Annotated in this window: 20 protein-coding genes; 2 read left to right on the forward strand and 18 right to left on the reverse strand. The window is 40.8% G+C overall.

Annotation, left to right across the window (positions count from 1 at the left end; translation table 11 throughout):
• Nucleotides 1-2: 2 nt before the first annotated feature.
• The 18 genes from H9X96_RS00750 to H9X96_RS00830 form a co-directional block, all read right to left on the reverse strand.
• A complete protein-coding gene (locus H9X96_RS00750; protein ID WP_187664442.1) occupies nucleotides 3-803 on the reverse strand; it encodes an MbnP family protein in 801 nt (266 codons plus the stop codon).
• A 126-nt stretch (nucleotides 804-929) separates the two neighbouring features.
• Nucleotides 930-1,319 carry a hypothetical protein gene (locus tag H9X96_RS00755; RefSeq protein ID WP_187664443.1) on the reverse strand — a complete coding sequence of 130 codons (390 nt, stop codon included), beginning with the start codon at nucleotides 1,317-1,319 and terminating at the stop codon, nucleotides 930-932.
• Nucleotides 1,320-1,323: 4 nt separating this feature from the next.
• Nucleotides 1,324-1,962, reverse strand: a complete 639-nt coding sequence (locus tag H9X96_RS00760) for an SCO family protein (RefSeq protein WP_187664444.1) — start codon at nucleotides 1,960-1,962, stop codon at nucleotides 1,324-1,326.
• Nucleotides 1,962-2,396, reverse strand: coding sequence for a hypothetical protein (locus H9X96_RS00765; RefSeq protein WP_187664445.1), 435 nt, complete (start codon nucleotides 2,394-2,396; stop codon nucleotides 1,962-1,964). The genes H9X96_RS00760 and H9X96_RS00765 overlap by 1 nt, the downstream gene beginning before the upstream one ends.
• Nucleotides 2,397-2,523: 127 nt before the next feature.
• A complete protein-coding gene (locus H9X96_RS00770; protein ID WP_187664446.1) occupies nucleotides 2,524-2,898 on the reverse strand; it encodes a hypothetical protein in 375 nt (124 codons plus the stop codon).
• Nucleotides 2,899-2,980: 82 nt separating this feature from the next.
• The gene (locus H9X96_RS00775; protein WP_222943808.1) at nucleotides 2,981-3,403 is read right to left on the reverse strand and encodes an acyl-CoA thioesterase; all 423 of its coding nucleotides are present in this window, start codon (nucleotides 3,401-3,403) and stop codon (nucleotides 2,981-2,983) included.
• A 36-nt stretch (nucleotides 3,404-3,439) separates the two neighbouring features.
• On the reverse strand, nucleotides 3,440-4,444 hold the full coding sequence (locus tag H9X96_RS00780; protein ID WP_187664447.1) for a beta-ketoacyl-ACP synthase III: 1,005 nt from the start codon (nucleotides 4,442-4,444) through the stop codon (nucleotides 3,440-3,442).
• Between the two features lie 447 nt (nucleotides 4,445-4,891).
• On the reverse strand, nucleotides 4,892-6,646 hold the full coding sequence (locus tag H9X96_RS00785; RefSeq protein WP_187664448.1) for an ATP-binding protein: 1,755 nt from the start codon (nucleotides 6,644-6,646) through the stop codon (nucleotides 4,892-4,894).
• A 94-nt stretch (nucleotides 6,647-6,740) separates the two neighbouring features.
• Nucleotides 6,741-7,868, reverse strand: a complete 1,128-nt coding sequence (locus tag H9X96_RS00790) for a sensor protein KdpD (RefSeq protein ID WP_187664449.1) — start codon at nucleotides 7,866-7,868, stop codon at nucleotides 6,741-6,743.
• Nucleotides 7,869-7,874: 6 nt separating this feature from the next.
• Nucleotides 7,875-7,997 carry a hypothetical protein gene (locus H9X96_RS22785; protein ID WP_255430941.1) on the reverse strand — a complete coding sequence of 41 codons (123 nt, stop codon included), beginning with the start codon at nucleotides 7,995-7,997 and terminating at the stop codon, nucleotides 7,875-7,877.
• Nucleotides 7,998-8,121: 124 nt separating this feature from the next.
• Nucleotides 8,122-9,192 (reverse strand): porin, encoded by a 1,071-nt coding sequence (locus tag H9X96_RS00795; protein WP_187664450.1) that lies wholly within the window; start codon nucleotides 9,190-9,192, stop codon nucleotides 8,122-8,124.
• A 175-nt stretch (nucleotides 9,193-9,367) separates the two neighbouring features.
• Nucleotides 9,368-9,934: a K(+)-transporting ATPase subunit C gene (locus H9X96_RS00800; RefSeq protein ID WP_187664451.1), complete on the reverse strand. Its 567-nt coding sequence runs from the start codon at nucleotides 9,932-9,934 to the stop codon at nucleotides 9,368-9,370.
• Nucleotides 9,935-9,980: 46 nt separating this feature from the next.
• Entirely contained in the window at nucleotides 9,981-12,014 is a 2,034-nt protein-coding gene (kdpB, locus tag H9X96_RS00805) for a potassium-transporting ATPase subunit KdpB (RefSeq protein WP_187664452.1), read from the reverse strand.
• Between the two features lie 92 nt (nucleotides 12,015-12,106).
• Nucleotides 12,107-13,825 (reverse strand): potassium-transporting ATPase subunit KdpA, encoded by a 1,719-nt coding sequence (gene kdpA, locus H9X96_RS00810; RefSeq protein WP_187664453.1) that lies wholly within the window; start codon nucleotides 13,823-13,825, stop codon nucleotides 12,107-12,109.
• Between the two features lie 9 nt (nucleotides 13,826-13,834).
• Nucleotides 13,835-13,912, reverse strand: coding sequence for a K(+)-transporting ATPase subunit F (kdpF, locus tag H9X96_RS00815; RefSeq protein WP_082461871.1), 78 nt, complete (start codon nucleotides 13,910-13,912; stop codon nucleotides 13,835-13,837).
• A 269-nt stretch (nucleotides 13,913-14,181) separates the two neighbouring features.
• Nucleotides 14,182-15,513: a sigma-54 dependent transcriptional regulator gene (locus tag H9X96_RS00820; protein ID WP_187664454.1), complete on the reverse strand. Its 1,332-nt coding sequence runs from the start codon at nucleotides 15,511-15,513 to the stop codon at nucleotides 14,182-14,184.
• A 10-nt stretch (nucleotides 15,514-15,523) separates the two neighbouring features.
• Nucleotides 15,524-16,678, reverse strand: coding sequence for a M20/M25/M40 family metallo-hydrolase (locus tag H9X96_RS00825; RefSeq protein WP_370576690.1), 1,155 nt, complete (start codon nucleotides 16,676-16,678; stop codon nucleotides 15,524-15,526).
• Nucleotides 16,679-16,686: 8 nt separating this feature from the next.
• On the reverse strand, nucleotides 16,687-17,304 hold the full coding sequence (locus H9X96_RS00830) for a GNAT family N-acetyltransferase (protein WP_187664455.1): 618 nt from the start codon (nucleotides 17,302-17,304) through the stop codon (nucleotides 16,687-16,689).
• Nucleotides 17,305-17,499: 195 nt separating this feature from the next.
• Between H9X96_RS00830 and H9X96_RS00835 the strand changes: the two genes are divergently transcribed.
• Nucleotides 17,500-18,153, forward strand: a complete 654-nt coding sequence (locus H9X96_RS00835) for an SCO family protein (RefSeq protein ID WP_187664456.1) — start codon at nucleotides 17,500-17,502, stop codon at nucleotides 18,151-18,153.
• A 2-nt stretch (nucleotides 18,154-18,155) separates the two neighbouring features.
• The gene (locus H9X96_RS00840) at nucleotides 18,156-18,578 is read left to right on the forward strand and encodes a cytochrome c (RefSeq protein WP_062549530.1); all 423 of its coding nucleotides are present in this window, start codon (nucleotides 18,156-18,158) and stop codon (nucleotides 18,576-18,578) included.
• Nucleotides 18,579-18,617: the final 39 nt, after the last annotated feature.

Genomic DNA, 18,617 nt, shown 5'->3' on the forward strand with positions numbered 1-18,617 from the left:
TACTAATTCACTGCTTTTACGCTGAACACTTTTGTACTGTAATTGGTCGCTACTGCCGCCATGACTGAGGCTTTTGCTGCACCTACAACCGGAGTAGTCATCACATCAACCCCATCAAAAATTTTGGCCAAATCGACATTTAAACTAACTCCAGAGGCCTTTCCGCCACTGACTTTCAAAGTCTGCGGCAAATCCAGGACTACTGTTTTGTAGTTGGCATTCAAACCCGTTTCAATTTTTAAGGTTTTAGAATTTGTAGCCTCTGTGACCTTTCCTGTTGCCGAGGTAAAAATATAGCTGGTCAGCCACATCCATGAAACATTGGTCATCCCATTTAATGGAGAAAGCTCTCCGGCCAATAAACTCAGGTTATCATTGTATTTTGGATCCACACCAACCGAGAATTTCAGTGTTTTATATTCTCCTGCTTTCAGGTCTTTCAATACCACTTCTTCTCTCTTCGTAGCTGGGTAAACCGTAGTAGGCAGGTCGTTATTAACCCCAGTCAGCGTAATCATTCCAGTTTCTTCGAGTAAAAAGTAGGAACCTGGCACTTTGAATTCTTCACCATTAGTATTCACCAATACGACATTACTGATCCAATACCTGAATTTATTAAAGTTGAAAGTTTTGCCATCCATGTTAAAATCAGTATTCAATGCAAAATCGTCATTTCCAAACCTTGCGTCGAAGGTAAGGGTTGTTTTTCCGTCAGTTTCAACGGCATTAATTGGATCTTTATCTTTTGAGCAAGCGCTGAACAGCAAGGCTGATACCGCCATTAGGGTAAGTATTTTTTTCATTTTATTTGAAATATTGATGCCATAGTCCTCCCCTTAAGTCGGAAAAATGGACTTTTTATTAAAAAAAACGATAATTGTAAGGAAGCAGCAAAAACTTAATTTGATCAAAGAAGCGGCCTGCTATAATTAAGAATAAATGAAAAAGATGCTAGGGGGCGGGTGAGGAATCTCGTTATTGCTTTCAGGGAGATCAAAAGAAAACTCGCCAGGGAATTCAGTCGTTTTTAAACACAATGGAAGCACCGGCAAATCAATCGCCTGCACAAAGAAAACATCCTGCGCGTTTTTCTTTTGCGCATCTCTTTCCTGTTTCTTCTCTTTTTCCTCTGCCTGTTTCAGCTTTTTGGCGAGGTAACATTTACCATTGCAATGCAGCTGCGGTTTGTCTTTATTTTCACAAAGTACTGTCGCAATGTATTGCTCATTGAGCTCAAAACCCGCATATACGAAAACCCTGCTGAACTGTGCCAGCAATAAGGTGATCAATAAAATAAAGCAGGTAAAGCGTTTAAACATGAACTTATTTTTTATACTCTTTTAACAGAATGTCCATATCGGCCATCAAATGCTGAACGTCCTTGTCCAGTGTACCATCATAAGCGCCTCTGATGCGTTTTTCTTTATCTACCAGCACCAGATATCCCTGGTGTATAAAACCACCAGGTGCATTCTTGTCTTCCTGTGCAGAAACCAGATAATTACGTTCAGCAAGGGCATAAATCTCATCCCTGCTGCCCCATAAATATTCCCATTGCGTACCCTCTACTCCTAGCTTTTTCGCGTAATCTTTCATTTTAGAAGGGGTATCATATTTCACATCAATGGTATGGGAAGCCAATTTTACTTCGGAATTACCTTTATACTTTTCATACACTTTCATTAAATTACGGTGCATGGTGGGGCATATCGTCGGACAGGAGGTAAAAAAGAAATCGGCTACATAGATCGCTCCATTGAAGTCTTTCTCTGTCACCACTATACTATCCTGATTGAAGAGTTTAAAGGCAGGAATCGTTCTAAAAACGCTATCTATTACCGTTTTGCCATCAACGACCCGTTCTGTTTGTTCCAATTGCAGGAAAGGCAGCCTTTTCGGTTGATCTTTACAGCTAAAAAGAAACGAGACAGAGAGGGTCAGGCCAGCTAAAATTCCCCTCATTATTTTTTGAATTTACTGAAGTAAGCCTCCGATGATTTAATCTCCTTTTTATAAAGGCTGTCAACTGCCACAATCTTTGCTTTTTCCGACTGGAAATACTGAATCGCTTCTTCAGTTGATTTACCGGTAATATCCGGCTCAAATTTATGCATCCAATCATTCATACTGTCCTCAGCAACAGTCAGCTCTTTCAAAAGCATACTGATGTTTTCCTTTTCTTTCAGCGTATCAATTTCAGGAAATTTGGTCTTCAAATCCGCCATATTCCGCTGTAACGTATCTAGTTTCATTTGATAGTTTACAATCGTACTATGATCGCCCATCACCAGGTCATGAAATTTCATCACTTCATCACGTTCTTTCTTATAATCAACAGGGGTTGTACAAGCCACAGCAGTAATTGCCAGTAGCAGTGCGCCAACTAATTTCTTCATTTTTACTCTTTTAAAATCACAAAACATTAAGCGCATCAAAAAAACAGCGCATTCTTAAAAAGGCATAAAAAAGCGGTATCCGGATCTTAATAGACCAGTATTCGTAATTTATCCTATAAGTTGTAAATTATCCAAGAATTTGAGGAGGATGGAAAATGGCGTTTAGCAGCGATTGCGGCATTCCGGTAGAAACGGGAACATGTAAGGTAATTTCCGCAAAAGCATATTGTTTGAACAGAAATGGGTTTACCACAACTGCATCTTGAATTTGTGTTTTCTGTGTTTGTCTCTCCTGCTTTTGTTCTTTGTCTTGTGCTTGTTTTAACTTTTTCATTAAATAGCACTTCCCATTACATTGCAGCTGGGGTTTATCCTTATTCACACAGAGCTCAGCAGCAATATAGCGCTGATTCATCTCAAAACCAGCAAATACAAAAGCATTGGCAAAGTTTACAGTAAGTAAACTGAACAAAAGCAATATGGCTGTTGGTTTGATTAACATCTGCCGCAAAGATAAGGAACAAATCCGTGGATTTACCCATGAAAACATAAAAAAAGCAGACCAGAGCCTGCTTTTCATTTGATTACTTTAATATTTTAATCGGTTTCTTGTGTTCATCGATGGCTACAAATGAAAATTCTCCGGTTACCGCTTTTTCACGATCTTCGGAGTACATCTGCTCCACATATATTTCGACTCTCACTTTCAAACTCGTGTTTCCGATATGTGTAACGGTGCCGATCAGCTCAACAATGGTTCCGGCAGGAATAGGCTTTTTAAAGTCAATCCTGTCGCTGCTTACCGTCACCATAATCTGCCTGCTGAAACGCGTAGCGGTGATAAAAGCCACCTCGTCCATCATGTGCATGGCTGTTCCGCCAAATAAGGTGTCGTAGTGGTTGGTTGTATTAGGAAATACAGCTTTAAAAATGCGTGTCTCAGAAGCCTTAATTCGATCTTCTACGCTAATGCTATTTTCTGTGGTAATATTATCTTGTACTGTCATTTGATTTTCTTTAATCATTTCTCTTGTAGGGAGATCCTATTTTCCTCTCAGTTTGCCCCATTTTAAATAGGTAGCACCCCATGAGAATCCAGCGCCAAATGCAGTTAACAATAGCTTGTCACCATATTTGAAATCATCTTTAAAATCCCATAAAACTAATGGAATGGTAGCGGCAGTGGTATTTCCGTAACGCTCAATATTCACTTTCACCTGTGATTCTGTCAAGTTCAGCTGCTCTCCTACGGCCTGGATGATCCTTAAGTTTGCCTGGTGAGGAATCAAGTAGTTGATTTGTTTGATGTCCAGATCATTTGCTCTTAAGATTTCTCTGCAAGTATCTGTCATGCCCTGGATGGCCGCTTTAAATACCACACGTCCATCCTGGCGCACATAATGCAATTTCTGATCTAGGGTTTCCTGCGATGCGGGGTGTTTAGATCCGCCGGCAGTCACAATAAGATTTTCCTTACCGCTGCCATCAGTCCTGAAATAACTATCTATTAACCCTACTTCTTCTTCTGTTTGTTCTAATAAAACCGCTCCGGCACCATCACCAAAAAGAATGCAGGTATTGCGGTCTTTATAGTTGACGATCGAACTGTTTTTATCGGCACCAATTACAACTACACGTTTACATCGGCCACTTTCAATCATACTTGCGCCTAATGTGAGGGCATAAAGGAAACCACTGCAGGCGGCATTAGTATCGATACCCCAGGCATTTTTCAATCCTGCTTTTTCACACACCATACTCCCCGTAGAAACCATCACATAATCTGGAGTAGATGTAGATACAATCACACAGTCTATATCATCCGGATTCACATTCCCATCTTCCATTAACCTCAACAAGGCTCTGGTAGCCATATCCGAAGTGGCTATACTCGCATCATTTACTATTCTCCGCTCCTTGATCCCGGTTCTGGACACGATCCATTCTTCGTTGGTATCCACCATTGTCTCCAGATCATGGTTGCTCAAAACAGTTTCCGGAACATAACCACCAACTCCGGTTATCACCGCATTTTTACGTATTCTCATTCTGTGTGCTGTATGTATTGAAACAGGCAAGTATACCGATGCCTGTTATATTTTTTTTTGCAAAGTTACGGCTTCTCCAACATATTCCCGCAGTACTTTTGCGGCTGCGGCCATTTCTATTCATGCTTTTTTTGTTTCCTTCCTAGGTCAGGTCTTCAAACCGCAATCCGAATTTAGGCAAAGTTGCACTTCTGGGATCACTGCGCATGCTTTTCTAAACAGCAAAACCTACGCTTCTTTCAACGAAGTTCCAGCTAAACGAATGACATAAAACACTGATAATAATCAATATAAAAAAATAAAGCTTTGGAATCACCCAGCAAATCCATCTATAAACAGCACCATGTTATAGTCATCATATCGGCATTCCTATCGACAATATTCTAGTTAACGTTATTAAATCAAGAATAACCTATATTGATGTGAATTTTTCTCTCATTTAATACCTTAAAGGGCAACCGGTAAGGAGAAACAAAACCTACTGCCTTCTCCTAAGGCACTTTCCACCCAAATCTTACCCCCTTCTGCGGCTATAAAATCTTTGGAAATCGCTAATCCTAATCCTGATCCTGATTTATTATTGCCGTCTGTAGGCACCTGAAAGTACTTATCAAACAATTTTTTTTGATACACCTCCTCAATTCCTTTTCCAAAATCCCGTACAGAAAACTCAATATTTTCCCCGTTTTCAATCACCTGAATCACCACCTTAGACTTTTCTGGGCTATAACGTAGTGCATTAGAAAGAAAGTTGACCAATACCCAGGCTGTTTTTTCAACATCTACATAGATTTTTGGCAGGTTATTCCGACTGATCAGCTCCAGCTCAATAGATTTTTGTTCCGCCTGGAAACGCACTGAATCCATGGCATAAATTGCAATCTTACGGGGATCAGATTTCACAAAATTCAGCTGCAGATTACCAGTTTCTACCTGCGCCAGGTCTAAAAGTTCAGAAGTGATTTTCAATAGCCTTCCGCAATCTTCCCTGATGTGCTGCACCAGCTCTTTCTGCTCTGTGTTCATTAAACCTACCCGTTCATCGTCCATCAATTTTAAGCTCATTTTTATAGAAGATATGGGTGTTTTCAGCTCATGGGAAACTGTAGCGATGAAATTAGTTTTTGCCTCATCCAGTTCTTTAAACTGCGTAATGTTCTTCAAAATATACACCTCTCCTGCTGTTTTTCCCGTTTGCGACATCGCCACATCTGCCTCTGCCTCATAGCTAGGAACAGTAATTTCTCTTTTCTCCAGCTGGAAATACGACTCTTTCTGATCTGCATAAATCTTCATGGTTTTCTCCGTTGGTTTGTCCTGAAGAATCCGGTGGAGCAGGTCATTCTTTTTCATCAATTCCTGTGCATTTTTACCGATCACCTCTGGCCCATTCAGGTTCAAAAGTTCACCGGCCACCTTATTGAAAAAAAGGATTTCTTTTTTCTCATTTAAGCCGATAATGGCATCCTGCATTTGTTCAATAATCGCTTCAATCCTTAGTTTTTCAGACTGGATTTTGGAAAGGTTGCTATTTTCCCATTTGTTCAGCTCCTGAGCCATCGTATTAAAAGATACTGCCAGTTCAGAAAACTCATCTGAACCATTAAATTCCAGCCTTTGTTTATAATTTTTGCGAGAAATCTCCCGAATGGCTTCAGAGAATTCCCGTAAGGGATTGGCCACAAAACCAGGGAAATTCACAATAAAAGAAAATAAGATCAGGAAACAGATAGAAGCGGTAAAGATCACATATAGTGCTGCTTTTTCCACGGCTTTTTGGGCCGCATCATTTTTACGCACAATCGCCGCCATGTTCAATTGATCAATCTTTCTCAATTCCGCTCTTAACGCAGTAACAGCTTGCTGAACCTGCGCCTGAGCAGCACCTGGTAGCATCATCGCCTGATAGGCCTGCGCTAATGCAGAAACTGCTGCCCCCTCCCCTTTCTCCGTTATATTTTTACCCTCCATTGCTAGGTAACGCTCAAACTCCTCTTTGGTAGCGCCCGAAAGAGGCAAAGGATGCTCATCCAGAACCGCTCGCATTTTACTGGTATAACTCAAGGTTTCATAGTTATCCTTCAGTATCACCTTGGAACTCAATGAAATCTGATTCATGTAAAACAAAGAAATTGCGCCAAAAAAGAGTACCACAATGAATAGGAATCCGAATCCAAGGCGGAGTTTGGTTTTTATTTTCATGATTGTATATTGTTATAAAGAATTTTATCCTGGTTAAATTGTCCTTGTATTTTAATTGCGCCGGCGACCTGTTTTAGAATGGGGATTTAATCCATTAAGACAAAATTACCAGATCAGTTTCTGTGGTAGAGAGATGTTTTAAAAGCTGGTTAAAAATAGTTGTTCTCCAGACCACCTGAAAAATATTTAAATGCGGTTTTCCAATGCAAATCGTAGTCACTTCTTTTTCATCGGCAATCCGCATGATCGTTTGCGTCACTTCATCACTTTTCACTTTGATGACCACTGCCCCAAGTTCTGTCGCCAGCTTAAAATTATTGATCAAATGCCGCTGCAAATCTAACTTAATTCTATTACCGCCCTCACTGCTATTCTGTACATAAAGCACAATCCAGGGCGAATTATAATAAGACGCCAGTCTTGCGGTTTTGCGGATCACAGTTTTCGCCGTTTCATGGTTACTGGATATACAGGCTAGAAAACGCTCTGGCCTTAATTTAATTTGCTTAGGTATTTCCAGACTAATCTTCCTTTCCAAACGATGTGCAACCTCTTTCAATGCCATTTCACGAAGCTGCAGGATCTTTTCCGACTGAAAAAAGTTCCCCAATGCCCTGGAAATCTTACTCTCATCATATATTTTGCCCGCTTTTAAACGGTCAATCAGTTCATCTGCAGTCAAATCAATGTTGACCACCTCATCTGCAAATTCTAATATTTTATCTGGAATTCTTTCGGTAATGGCAATGCCGGTAATTTTTTCAATTTCCGAGTTCATACTTTCAAGATGCTGGATATTTACGGCAGAGATCACACTGATTCCTGCTTCTAAAATATCAACTACATCCTGCCAGCGCTTCGAGTTCTTGCTTCCCTCCACATTGGTATGTGCCAGTTCATCCACAATCACCACTTCCGGATGAATATTCAAGATCGACTGCAGGTCCATCTCTTCGAGTTCCTTTCCTCTGTAAAAGATCTTACGTCTCGGAATAATGGGAATACCCTCCAGCAAGGCATGTGTTTCTGCGCGATTGTGCGTTTCTACATAACCAATCTGCAGGTCTATTCCGTTTTTTAACAATGCCTGAGATTCCTGCAGCATCCGATAGGTTTTTCCTACGCCGGCACTCATACCGATATAGACCTTAAACTTTCCCCTTCGGGAACGCTTTACGAGTTCTATAAAATCTTTTACTGCATTGGATTTATGCTCTTCCATCTGGGCTTACCATTTAATAATCACGTAGGCTTGATCTATCAAATACCACAACAACATCGCCAATAGTAAAGCAACACTCAGCAAAGGAATTAGTTTAACAGATGTGGCACTATAATTTCTTTTTCTCATGAATAGTTGTATTTATATTTTCAATAAACACGTTCATCATTTTGAAATCTCGAAAGGGACAGGATGGGGAATTCCGACACTTTTGGGAAACAAAATGATGAACATGTTCTGATCAACTATGAATTTAAAAAGCGACAGCAATACTAGCAGTCACTGCAGCGTTGTAATTTACGGCAGATGCGCGACGTGTAAAAATCTTGTCTTTGCTATCATACAGTTTTCCTTCCAATCTAACCACTGCATTGCTAACCGGTGAATAGTCTAAATTTAGAGAATAACCAGTCGTTTTAAAACCCTCAGTCGTTCCGGTTGCAATCAGCACTCCGTTTCTATCTTCATAATATTCTACTCTTCCTGCTACTGCCCAATTCGGGTTAATACGATACTGAGCAATGGCTACCGGCGAAAGCACTTCATTTTTCGCAGCTTTGCCCTTCTCTTTTTGCTGCGTACCATAATCGAAGCCAAGTGTTAAACCCAAATGATCCGTTACTTGAAAAATCCCGTACACATTGTGGTAAAAACGTTGTACGCGGACCGAATCCGCACCTTCAGAACCTAAGTAATTGCTATAGTTGACCGTGATTTTATCCGTAGGTTTCCAGGTCAACTGCAGACCACCGGCAGGTTTTGAATTTTCATTTTGACGAGTAATGCGTTGCCAGCCGTTTAAATAAAGTAGGGTTGCACCGAACTTTCCATCCAAAGTTCCGTAACTGATTTTGGCGCCAGTCTCAAAATATGGCGTGTTTTCAGAAGAAATATTTCGGGTCAGTACCCAGCAATCTTTTGATACGGCACTTTCAAAACCAATGTGCGAAGAGAATATTCCCGCATCAATCCATAAGTTTTGAGTTTTTGACAGTTTAATCCCTGCATTCGCCTCATAGATGTTTTTCAATACCCCTGGTTCAGCCGCAAGATTTGCATTGGCATAAGATCCAGCCATGATCGCCATATTTGCACGTACAGCACCATTGTCGTAAGCCGCTTTAATAAATCCTAAATTCAGGTTTACTTCGTTGCTGCGGTTATGGGAATAAATAAATCCCGGTCTGTTGTTGTCTGAAGGCCTGTTGAAATCATAACCATAAGACGTCTCTACATAACCCGAGACTTTTATTTTAGATTCTTCCTGACCATAAGAACAAAGGGCAGTGCCTAATACAGCTGATAGTACTATTAATTTTTTCATTGATATATAAATTTCTTATCTGTTACGTTGAAGGGATTTACACAGGCTCCTTTACGCCTTTTTTTATTTTTTTGTTGATGAGGATAAATTCTTAAGCATATTTTCCCTTTCGGGCTGCCAAACCTTGTGATTTGGCAAACGCGTTAAGTTTAGGCAGCACAATCGGGAGGGATACTTATTTTTTTAACTCATCGAGGGCAACATTTAATTTGAGTACATTCACTTTTGATGGACCGAAAAGACCGAACAATGGTCCTTCTGTATTTTTCACCACTAATTCTGCTACTGTCCTATCGCTTAGTTTGCGATATGCTGCTACTCTTTTGATCTGCATAATGGCCCCTGTTTCAGAAATATTGGGATCCAACCCACTTCCTGAAGCCGTCACCATATCCGCAGGGATATCTGCTTTTTTCAGGTAAAGATGGTATTTTAATAGCGTATCCACTCTATCGGATACTTGTTTTAGATATTCCTCGTTTGTTGCTCCTTTATTCGATCCTCCAGAACCTGCCGCATTGTATCCTACAGCAGAAGGTCTGCCCCAAAAATATTCAGGTTTTGTAAAGGACTGGCCGATTAAAGCATACCCCACTACTTTGCCGTTTTTGGTGATTTTCTCTCCAGCACCTTCTCCAGGCGTAAATTTCCCGATGTAGGCAATAGTTAATGGGTAAATGATGCAAAGCAGTACCATCAGTACTCCGGTTAATCTAAGTGATTGTATGATGTATTTTTTCATGACAATTTGTATTTTAATATTCTTTTGTGATCTTTTTTAAATGCGATTAGGCCATCAGGGAAATCACCATATCAATTAATTTTATACCGATAAATGGGGCGATGATTCCTCCTATTCCATAAATCAGTAAGTTGCGGCGCAACAATGCACTTGCGCCAATCGGTTTATAAGAAACTCCCCGCAAAGCTACCGGAATCAATAATGGAATCACGATCGCATTAAATATGACAGCAGATAAGATGGCCGTTTCCGGGCTGTGCAGGTTCATAATGTTCAGACTGCGTAAAGCAGGGATTGACACGATGAATAAAGCGGGTACGATGGCAAAATATTTTGCCACATCATTGGCAATAGAAAAAGTAGTCAGTGTTCCTCTGGTGATCAATAACTGCTTTCCAATTTCAACGATCTCAATCAGTTTGGTTGGGTCATTGTCCAGATCCACCATGTTACCTGCTTCTTTTGCAGCCTGCGTACCACTATTCATGGCCACACCTACATCTGCTTGTGCCAATGCTGGCGCATCATTAGTACCATCACCCATCATGGCCACTAATTTGCCCAATGCCTGTTCTTCTTTGATATAGTTCATTTTATCCTCGGGTTTTGCCTCCGCAATAAAATCATCTACACCTGCTTTCTGCGCAATAAACTTAGCCGTTAATGGATTATCACCAGTCACCATGACTGTTTTCACCCCCATCTTGCGCAGACGCTCGAAACGCTCAGAGATGCCTGGTTTAATGATGTCCTGCAGTTCAATTACACCTAAAGCATGTTCATTTTCTGAAACTACAAGTGGTGTACCACCATTGCTAGCAATTCTTTTCACCTGCTCTTCGATGTCCATAGGGAAAGGGTTTCCTGCGGAAATCACAATGTTTCTGATCGAATCAAAAGCACCTTTTCTAATGCGTCTGCCATCCTGAGTATCTAATCCACTCGACCTGGTTTCTGCGGTAAATTTGATAAACTTCGAACCTTCAGGGGCAGTAGTGATCAATTTAGGATCCTGCGCTGCTGCCAGCTCAACGATTGACTTTCCTTCCGGAGTTTCATCTGCCAAAGAACTCAGTACACAAGCATCAGTAAAGCTTTTTATGATGATGCCTGCCGTTGGATAAAAGTTCGTGGCTTTACGGTTTCCAATGGTAATCGTTCCGGTTTTATCTAATAATAACACGTCAATATCACCCGCAGTCTCTACAGCCTTACCTGATTTAGTGATCACATTAGCTCTTAAAGCCCTGTCCATTCCCGCAATACCAATCGCGGATAACAAACCGCCAATTGTTGTTGGAATCAGACATACAAAAAGCGCGATGAAAGAAGCGATAGTAATCGGCGTATTAGAATAATCAGCAAATGGTTTTAAAGTGATACATACAATGATAAACACCAAGGTAAAACCGGCTAGTAAAATTGTCAATGCAATCTCGTTTGGTGTTTTCTGGCGAGAAGCACCTTCCACTAAAGCGATCATTTTATCCAGAAAACTTTCTCCAGGAGCAGTACTTACCTGCACTTTAATCTGATCCGACAATACTTTGGTACCACCGGTGACCGATGATTTATCACCGCCAGACTCGCGGATTACCGGAGCAGACTCCCCTGTTATTGCTGACTCATCGATGGTGGCAATCCCCGAAATAATCTCTCCATCTGTTGGGATGGTATCTCCGGTTTCACAGAAAAACACATCTCCTTTTTTCAATTGATTAGAGGAGCGAACTACAATTGTACCATCGCTCATCACCACTTTTGCAGGTGTTTCTTCTCTGGTTTTACGTAAACTATCTGCTTGTGCTTTACCCCTTGCTTCGGCAATAGCCTCTGCAAAATTGGCGAACAAAACAGTTAATAATAGTACCAGGAACACTACAAAGTTATATCCGAAAGAACCCTGACTGGAATTACTGATGGAATAAATGGTGACAAACAGCATCACAAATGTTCCAATCTCTACGGTAAACATTACCGGATTCCGGATCATCAAACGCGGATCAAGTTTGATAAATGATTGCTTTAATGCAGTATTCACTAAAGCAGGTTCAAATAATATGTTGGATTTATTTTTCATTACAATCTTTTGTTTTTCAATGGTGATGAGGTCATCAAAGGATCAGTTCATCACCATGTGTTTGTTTTTTATAGTTGACCTAATCTGGTTGCTTACTTGATCATGCTGAAATGTTCCGCTAAAGGACCAAGTGTGAGCGCAGGGAAAAAGGCAAGTGCAGCGATGATCACAATGACCACAAACGTCATCACACCAAACGTTAACGTATCCGTTCTTAAAGTACCCGCAGATTCAGGAATGTATTTCTTCGAGGCCAATAATCCGGCAATAGCTACCGGACCAATGATCGGAAGGAAACGTCCAAGGATCAGCACAAAACCAGTCAGCACGTTCCAGAAGACGTTATTATCACCCAAACCTTCAAAGCCAGATCCATTATTTGCAGCGGCTGAAGTGTTTTCATATAACATCTCTGAGAATCCATGGAAACCAGGATTATTTAACCAGCTTGCCGGTTTTACCAGCCAATCCGCATCCGGAAAATTAGTCACCGTATAAGCGGCAAGTGCCGTACCTACCAGGATAATAAAAGGGTGCAAAAGCGCAATGATGGAAGCAATTTTAACTTCTCTGGCCTCTACTTTATGTCCGAGGAATTCCGGTGTTCTACCCACCATCAATCCCGAAATGAATACGGCAATAATGATAAAAATGAAGTAGTTCAAGATCCCCACACCGCAGCCACCGTAAAAGCAGTTCATCATCATGGCAATCAATTGAAACATCCCGGTTAAAGGCATGGCACTGTCGTGCATCGAATTGACCGAACCGGTCGAAATAATAGTCGTTACTGTACTCCAGTAGGCAGTTGCTGTAGGTCCGAACCGGACTTCCTTCCCTTCCATTGCTCCTGTGAGCTGACTTACGCCCATTTTTGCAATATTAGGACTGCCCCCGGTCTCAGAAATGACCGTTGGAACGAGCAATAACATCATCCCTAAAGTCATGATCCCGAAGATTACCCAAGCCATTTTCTTTCTACGGATAAAGTATCCAAAAGCGAACACCATAGCAATTGGAATGATCACCTGTGAAATCACTTCCACCATATTGGTGAGATAGTTTGGATTTTCCAATGGATGCGCGCCATTGACACCAAACCAACCTCCACCATTTGTTCCTAGATGTTTAATGGCTACAAAACCTGCTGCCGGACCACGGGAAACATGTACCGTATCCCCTTGCAGCGAAATAAACTGGTCTTTACCTTCATAACTGGTAGTGGTACCGTTAAAAGCAAGGATAATTGCGACAACTACAGAAAGCGGCAACAATAAACGGGTAATTGAGCGGGTAAAGAATACCCAGAAGTTACCAAGATTAGTAGTGGTTTTATCTCTGAATGCTTTAAATAAGACTACTGCAGCAGCAATACCTGTAGCAGCACTCACAAATTGTAAGAACATAAATACAAAATGCTGTGTGAAATAGGTGGCTCCGCTTTCCCCTGAATAATGCTGCAGGTTACAATTCACCACGAAACTAATGATGCTGTTAAAGGCAAGATCCGGTGACTGGCCAAGATTGCCGTCTGGATTTAATGGCAATTTATCCTGATAGATCAGTGCAAAAAAACCATAAACCAACCAGACCATGTTGATCATCAACAGCGCTTTCATGTGCTGTTTCCAATTCATTGATTCATCCGGATTAATTCCGGATAATTTATAGATTCCTTTTTCAAGGGGCTTTAGAAAGTCAGTCCAGACTTTCTCACCTGCAAACATCTTTGCCAGATAAATACCCAAAGGTATTCCGATCAGCAAGGTTAGGGCGTAGGTGGCAATAATACCTAGTAATTCAGTGTTCATAACAGTTAATTAAAATTTTTCAGGTTTAATCAGCACGTATACCATGTAGATAAATACTGCGATTGCGATAATGAATAATGCGATCATAATTTTAGATTTTTTCGAACCAGTCGATTGATTTGTAAAATACCCAGACCATCAGAAGCAGGGCGAGAAGCAGTACGATTGTTAACATAATTTTATTTATTTAAATGCCTATAGCCAATTGGCATACCAAAAAACAACAAAGACCCATAACAAACTGAAAATCAATAGTTAATATACTTATTACATTTAACATTAATGAATGAACATAAAAAAACCCTTCCATTTTGGAAGGGTTTTTTATCATAATGAATGGCTGGTAATAGATCAGTTTAGCTGATTTTGTACTCTTCCATTTTACGGTAAAGGGTGGTCAAACCAATCCCCAATAGCCTGGCAGCTTCCGTTTTATTACCTCTGGTATGTTTTAATACTTTATTGATGTGCTGTTTTTCCATCACCTGCATTTTCATAGAATCTTCTTCCTGAACTTCCGCATGAAACTCATAAGGCAGCAAATTGGCAGTCGCAACATTCCCATCGGCGAGAATCACTACCCTTTCCATCACATTTTTTAATTCCCTGATGTTGCCTTTCCAGACATGCTTCATCAACAGCTCAGAAAATTGTTCATCCATCGTAAAATCTTGTTTGTTCACTTTTGCGGCAAACTCCTTTAAATAATGTCTGGCGATCATCATGATGTCGGTTTTCCTTTGCGAGAGATTGGGCAGCTCTATAGAAAACACAGAAAGCCGGTAATAGAGGTCCAATCTAAACCTTCCTGCATCGGCTTCTTCTTTCAATCCCCTGTTCGTGGCCGCAATGATCCTCACATTGACTTTACTCGTTTGCGTATCCCCCAACTTAATGAAGGTCTGGTTTTCCAATACCCTCAAAAGCTTAGCTTGTAAATCCAGGTTCATCTCTCCGATTTCATCTAAGAATAAGGTTCCTTCATGGGCTTCTTCCAGTAAACCTCTTTTATCCTTATTGGCCCCCGAAAATGCACCTTGCTTATATCCAAACAGCTCGCTTTCTAAGAGCTCCGGATTAAATCCGCTGCAATTCAGCGCCACAAAAGGTTTATTTTTCCTGGGGCTTTCATAATGAATCGCCTGTGCAAAAACCTCCTTACCAGTACCCGTTTCACCCAGTAAAAGTACTGTAGTATCTGTACTGGCAACTTTCTGCGCTAGGTCTAATGCCTCTTTCATGGCTTTCGACTGCCCCAGAATGCTGCTAAAGCTATATTTTTTGCTGATTTTATGCTCCAGCTCGTACACTCTCCGCTGAAGTTTCACTTTGTCCATTGCCTTATAAACCAATGGAATGATCTTATCGTTATCATCACCTTTGGTGATGTAATCAAAAGCTCCGTTCCTCATCGCCATGACCCCATCGGAAATGGTTCCAAAAGCGGTAAGGTTAATGACTTCTACATAAGGTTTGATCTTTTTGATTTCTTTTACCAGCTCTACGCCATTGAAATCAGGCAGCTTCACATCGCTGATCACGACATTCACATCTTGCATGGCGAGGGTTTTCAATCCTTCCTTTCCGGTGTTTGCCTGAAATACCTTAAATCCCTCCAGCTCAATAATTCTGGCCAGAAGGCTGCAGATTTTTTTCTCGTCATCGATGATTAGGACGGTGTCTTGCATATCATTAATTTCAACAATTATAATAATTATCTGACACAACTAGGTTTTTCTTGCGGTCATGATGGCTAAATAAATTTTCCAGCATCCAAATATACGTCACAATTCCAGACCTGATTTCTTCTACATAGATAAACTCATCAGCAGTATGTGACCTGGCAGAGTTGCCGGGCCCCATTTTCAAAGAAGGAACTTCCAGCCAGCCCTGATCGGAACTGGTTGGAGAGCAATACGTTGTTTTTCCAATCTCTTTCCCGGCCATCACTAAAGGATGGTAACCATCAATGAAAGATGGCTGCATTACATTTGGCCTCACTTTTATCTGACAGTTCGTATGATTCTGAATCGTGGTTAAAATTTCCTTTGGCGTCCAGCTGTGGGTAAAACGGATGTCTACTGTAAAATCGCATTCTCCAGGCACAATGTTATGCTGTAAACCGGCATGTACTGCAGTTACGGTCATTTTAACCGGGCTTTGCAAGTCCCCTTCAATAGGAAAAACAAAGTCCGAAAACCACTGGATGTCCTGCAGTGCTTTATAAATGGCATTGTCGCCTTCCTCCCTTGCCGCGTGTCCTGGTTTTCCTAAACTGGTGCAATCTAATACCATAGATCCTTTCTCGGCGACGGCCATTTCCATTTGTGTAGGTTCTCCTACGATGGCAAAAGCGATGTTGTGGAGTTCCGGAAGAATAGATTTTAATCCATATTCTCCAGAAGTCTCCTCTTCTGCTGTTGTCGCCAGACAAATGTTGTAAGGCAGGTTTTCAAATTCATGGAAATGAAGGAAAGCTGCGATCAGGGACACCAGACAGCCTCCGGCATCATTACTTCCCAAGCCATATAATTTCCCTTCCTCAATAAAAGGAAGAAAAGGATTGAGATGGTAGGCTTTTGTTGGGCGAACCGTATCATGGTGTGAATTGAGCAGCAAAGTAGGCTTTGCCGGATCAAAATTCTTATTGTAACACCAGATGTTATTGCGCTTTCGAAAAGTAAAAACATGGTGTTTGTGCAGGAAAGCCTCAATCAGGTCGGCAGTATCCTGTTCTTCGCCACTAAAAGAAGGGGTGGCAATCATTTTTTTTAATAGCTCCAGTGGGTCTTCACTTAAAGTATAAAGATCGGGCAATTGACCTGCGCTATTTTCTGTATGGGTGTTCATCATTGATTTCATTAAGAAGGAAGATTAGTTTTGGAAAAATATCGTTGATAGGATTCGGTAGAGAATTCCTGTTCTTGTACCTGTTTTATTTTTTCAGGATCGAATAACATAGCTGTACACAAACAATTAGATTTTTTCTTGCCTTGCAATACATCGTAATTGACGCAGCTTTTACAACCTTCCCAGAAATTGGGATCGTGTGTAATCTCCGCAAAGGTGACCGGTTCAAAGCCAAGCTGAGTATTCATCTTCATAATGGCCATCCCAGAGGTGATGCTAAATACCTTTGCCCGAGGATACCTTCTCCTGGAGATCCTGAAAATCCGGTCTTTTATAGCCCTAGCTACACCAGATTTCCTGAATTGAGGGGCAACAATTAATCCGGAATTGGAAATAAATTGATCATTCTCCCAGGTTTCAAAGTAGGCAAAGCCTACCCATTCCCCACTGCTGGTAACCGCTATAACGGCTTTTTCATCCCTCATTTTCTGTGCGAGCGATTCTGGCGTTCTTTTTGAAATACCCGATCCGCGGGCAATAGCAGAGGACGCGGTTTCCTCAATTATTTCATCTACGTATTTTATATCATTTATGGTAGCAATACGCACAAAGATCATTGGATTTTCCATTAGTATTCTAATTTTACCAAAGCCCTGTTCAAAGTCGGTGCCTAAGCAGGAAAAATCAACGAAACTGCGTTTTAACGTTGATTAAGGCAGGAATATTAATTTCATGACTTTATCATGTCAATAGTAAACCGTACCAGAATGAAAGGGTTAATTTCATTTTAGTTACCTTTACCGAAATTCTATAATCAAAAAATTATGAAGCTAAACTTTTCCATTCCCACTTCGTTTCTATTTGCGCTCGCTCTCTTTGTTTCTTCCTGTCAGGATACTAAAAAACTGCCTATTCTCGGGCCTAGAGAAGCGGTCACTGTAAAAAATGCAGATGGTTCAATGGGCGTGGATACGGTTTATAAAACCATTCCCGCATTTAGTTTCTTAAATCAGGATAGCGTTTTAATCAACAATGACACTTTCAAAGACAAAATCTATATCGCTGATTTCTTCTTTACCTCCTGCACCACGATTTGTCCGACGATGCACAGAAATATGAAAACTATTTTTGAAGAGTATAAAGAGAATCCAGAGGTGATGTTCCTGTCTCATACCATCGACTTTAAATACGATAAGCCTTCAGTATTAAAAAAATATGCAGAGAAGCTTGGTGTTGACGGCCCGAAATGGCAGTTTGTATACGGTTCAAAAGATAGCATTTATAAAATTGCAGAAAAAGATTATTTGGTAGCGGTAATCGAAGACAGCACCAATAAAGATGGTTACATCCACCAGGGATGGCTGATGCTGATCGACAAGAACAAACGTATTCGTGGTGCCTATGATGGCACTGACGACAAACAAGTTGCACAGCTTAAAAAAGATGTGGCCATTTTACTTGCTGAAGATAAAAAATAACCATGCGCAAATTACTGATTTCGATCCCTGTACTTTTCACGTTCATCATGATGATTTACTCCTGCCAAAGTGCGGATCAAGTTACTCAGGACTTGTATTATGTGAGCGGAAGAGACTATTACATCAAATATTGTCAAAACTGCCATGGTGCTAAAGGCGAAGGCCTAGGTGCACTTGCTCCACCACTTACGGATACTGTTTTTCTAAAAGAAAATAGAAATAAGCTGGCTTGTTTTATTAAAAATGGAATGTCTGAACCCATTACAATTCATGGCAAGAAGTATGAAGAGAAAATGCCCGATTTCCAAACGCTGGGCAATATAGACATTGCGAAGATTGTGGTGTATATCACCAACTCTTTTGGAAATAAGCAAGGAATGTATCCTCTTGAACAGGCCAATGAAGACCTAAAAAAATGTAAATAGGTTTTAATTTTATAGCGCCGATTTTTAAAGGCTGAATTT

Origin of the sequence: Pedobacter sp. N36a (assembly GCF_014472395.1) — a bacterium.
GTDB lineage: Bacteria > Bacteroidota > Bacteroidia > Sphingobacteriales > Sphingobacteriaceae > Pedobacter.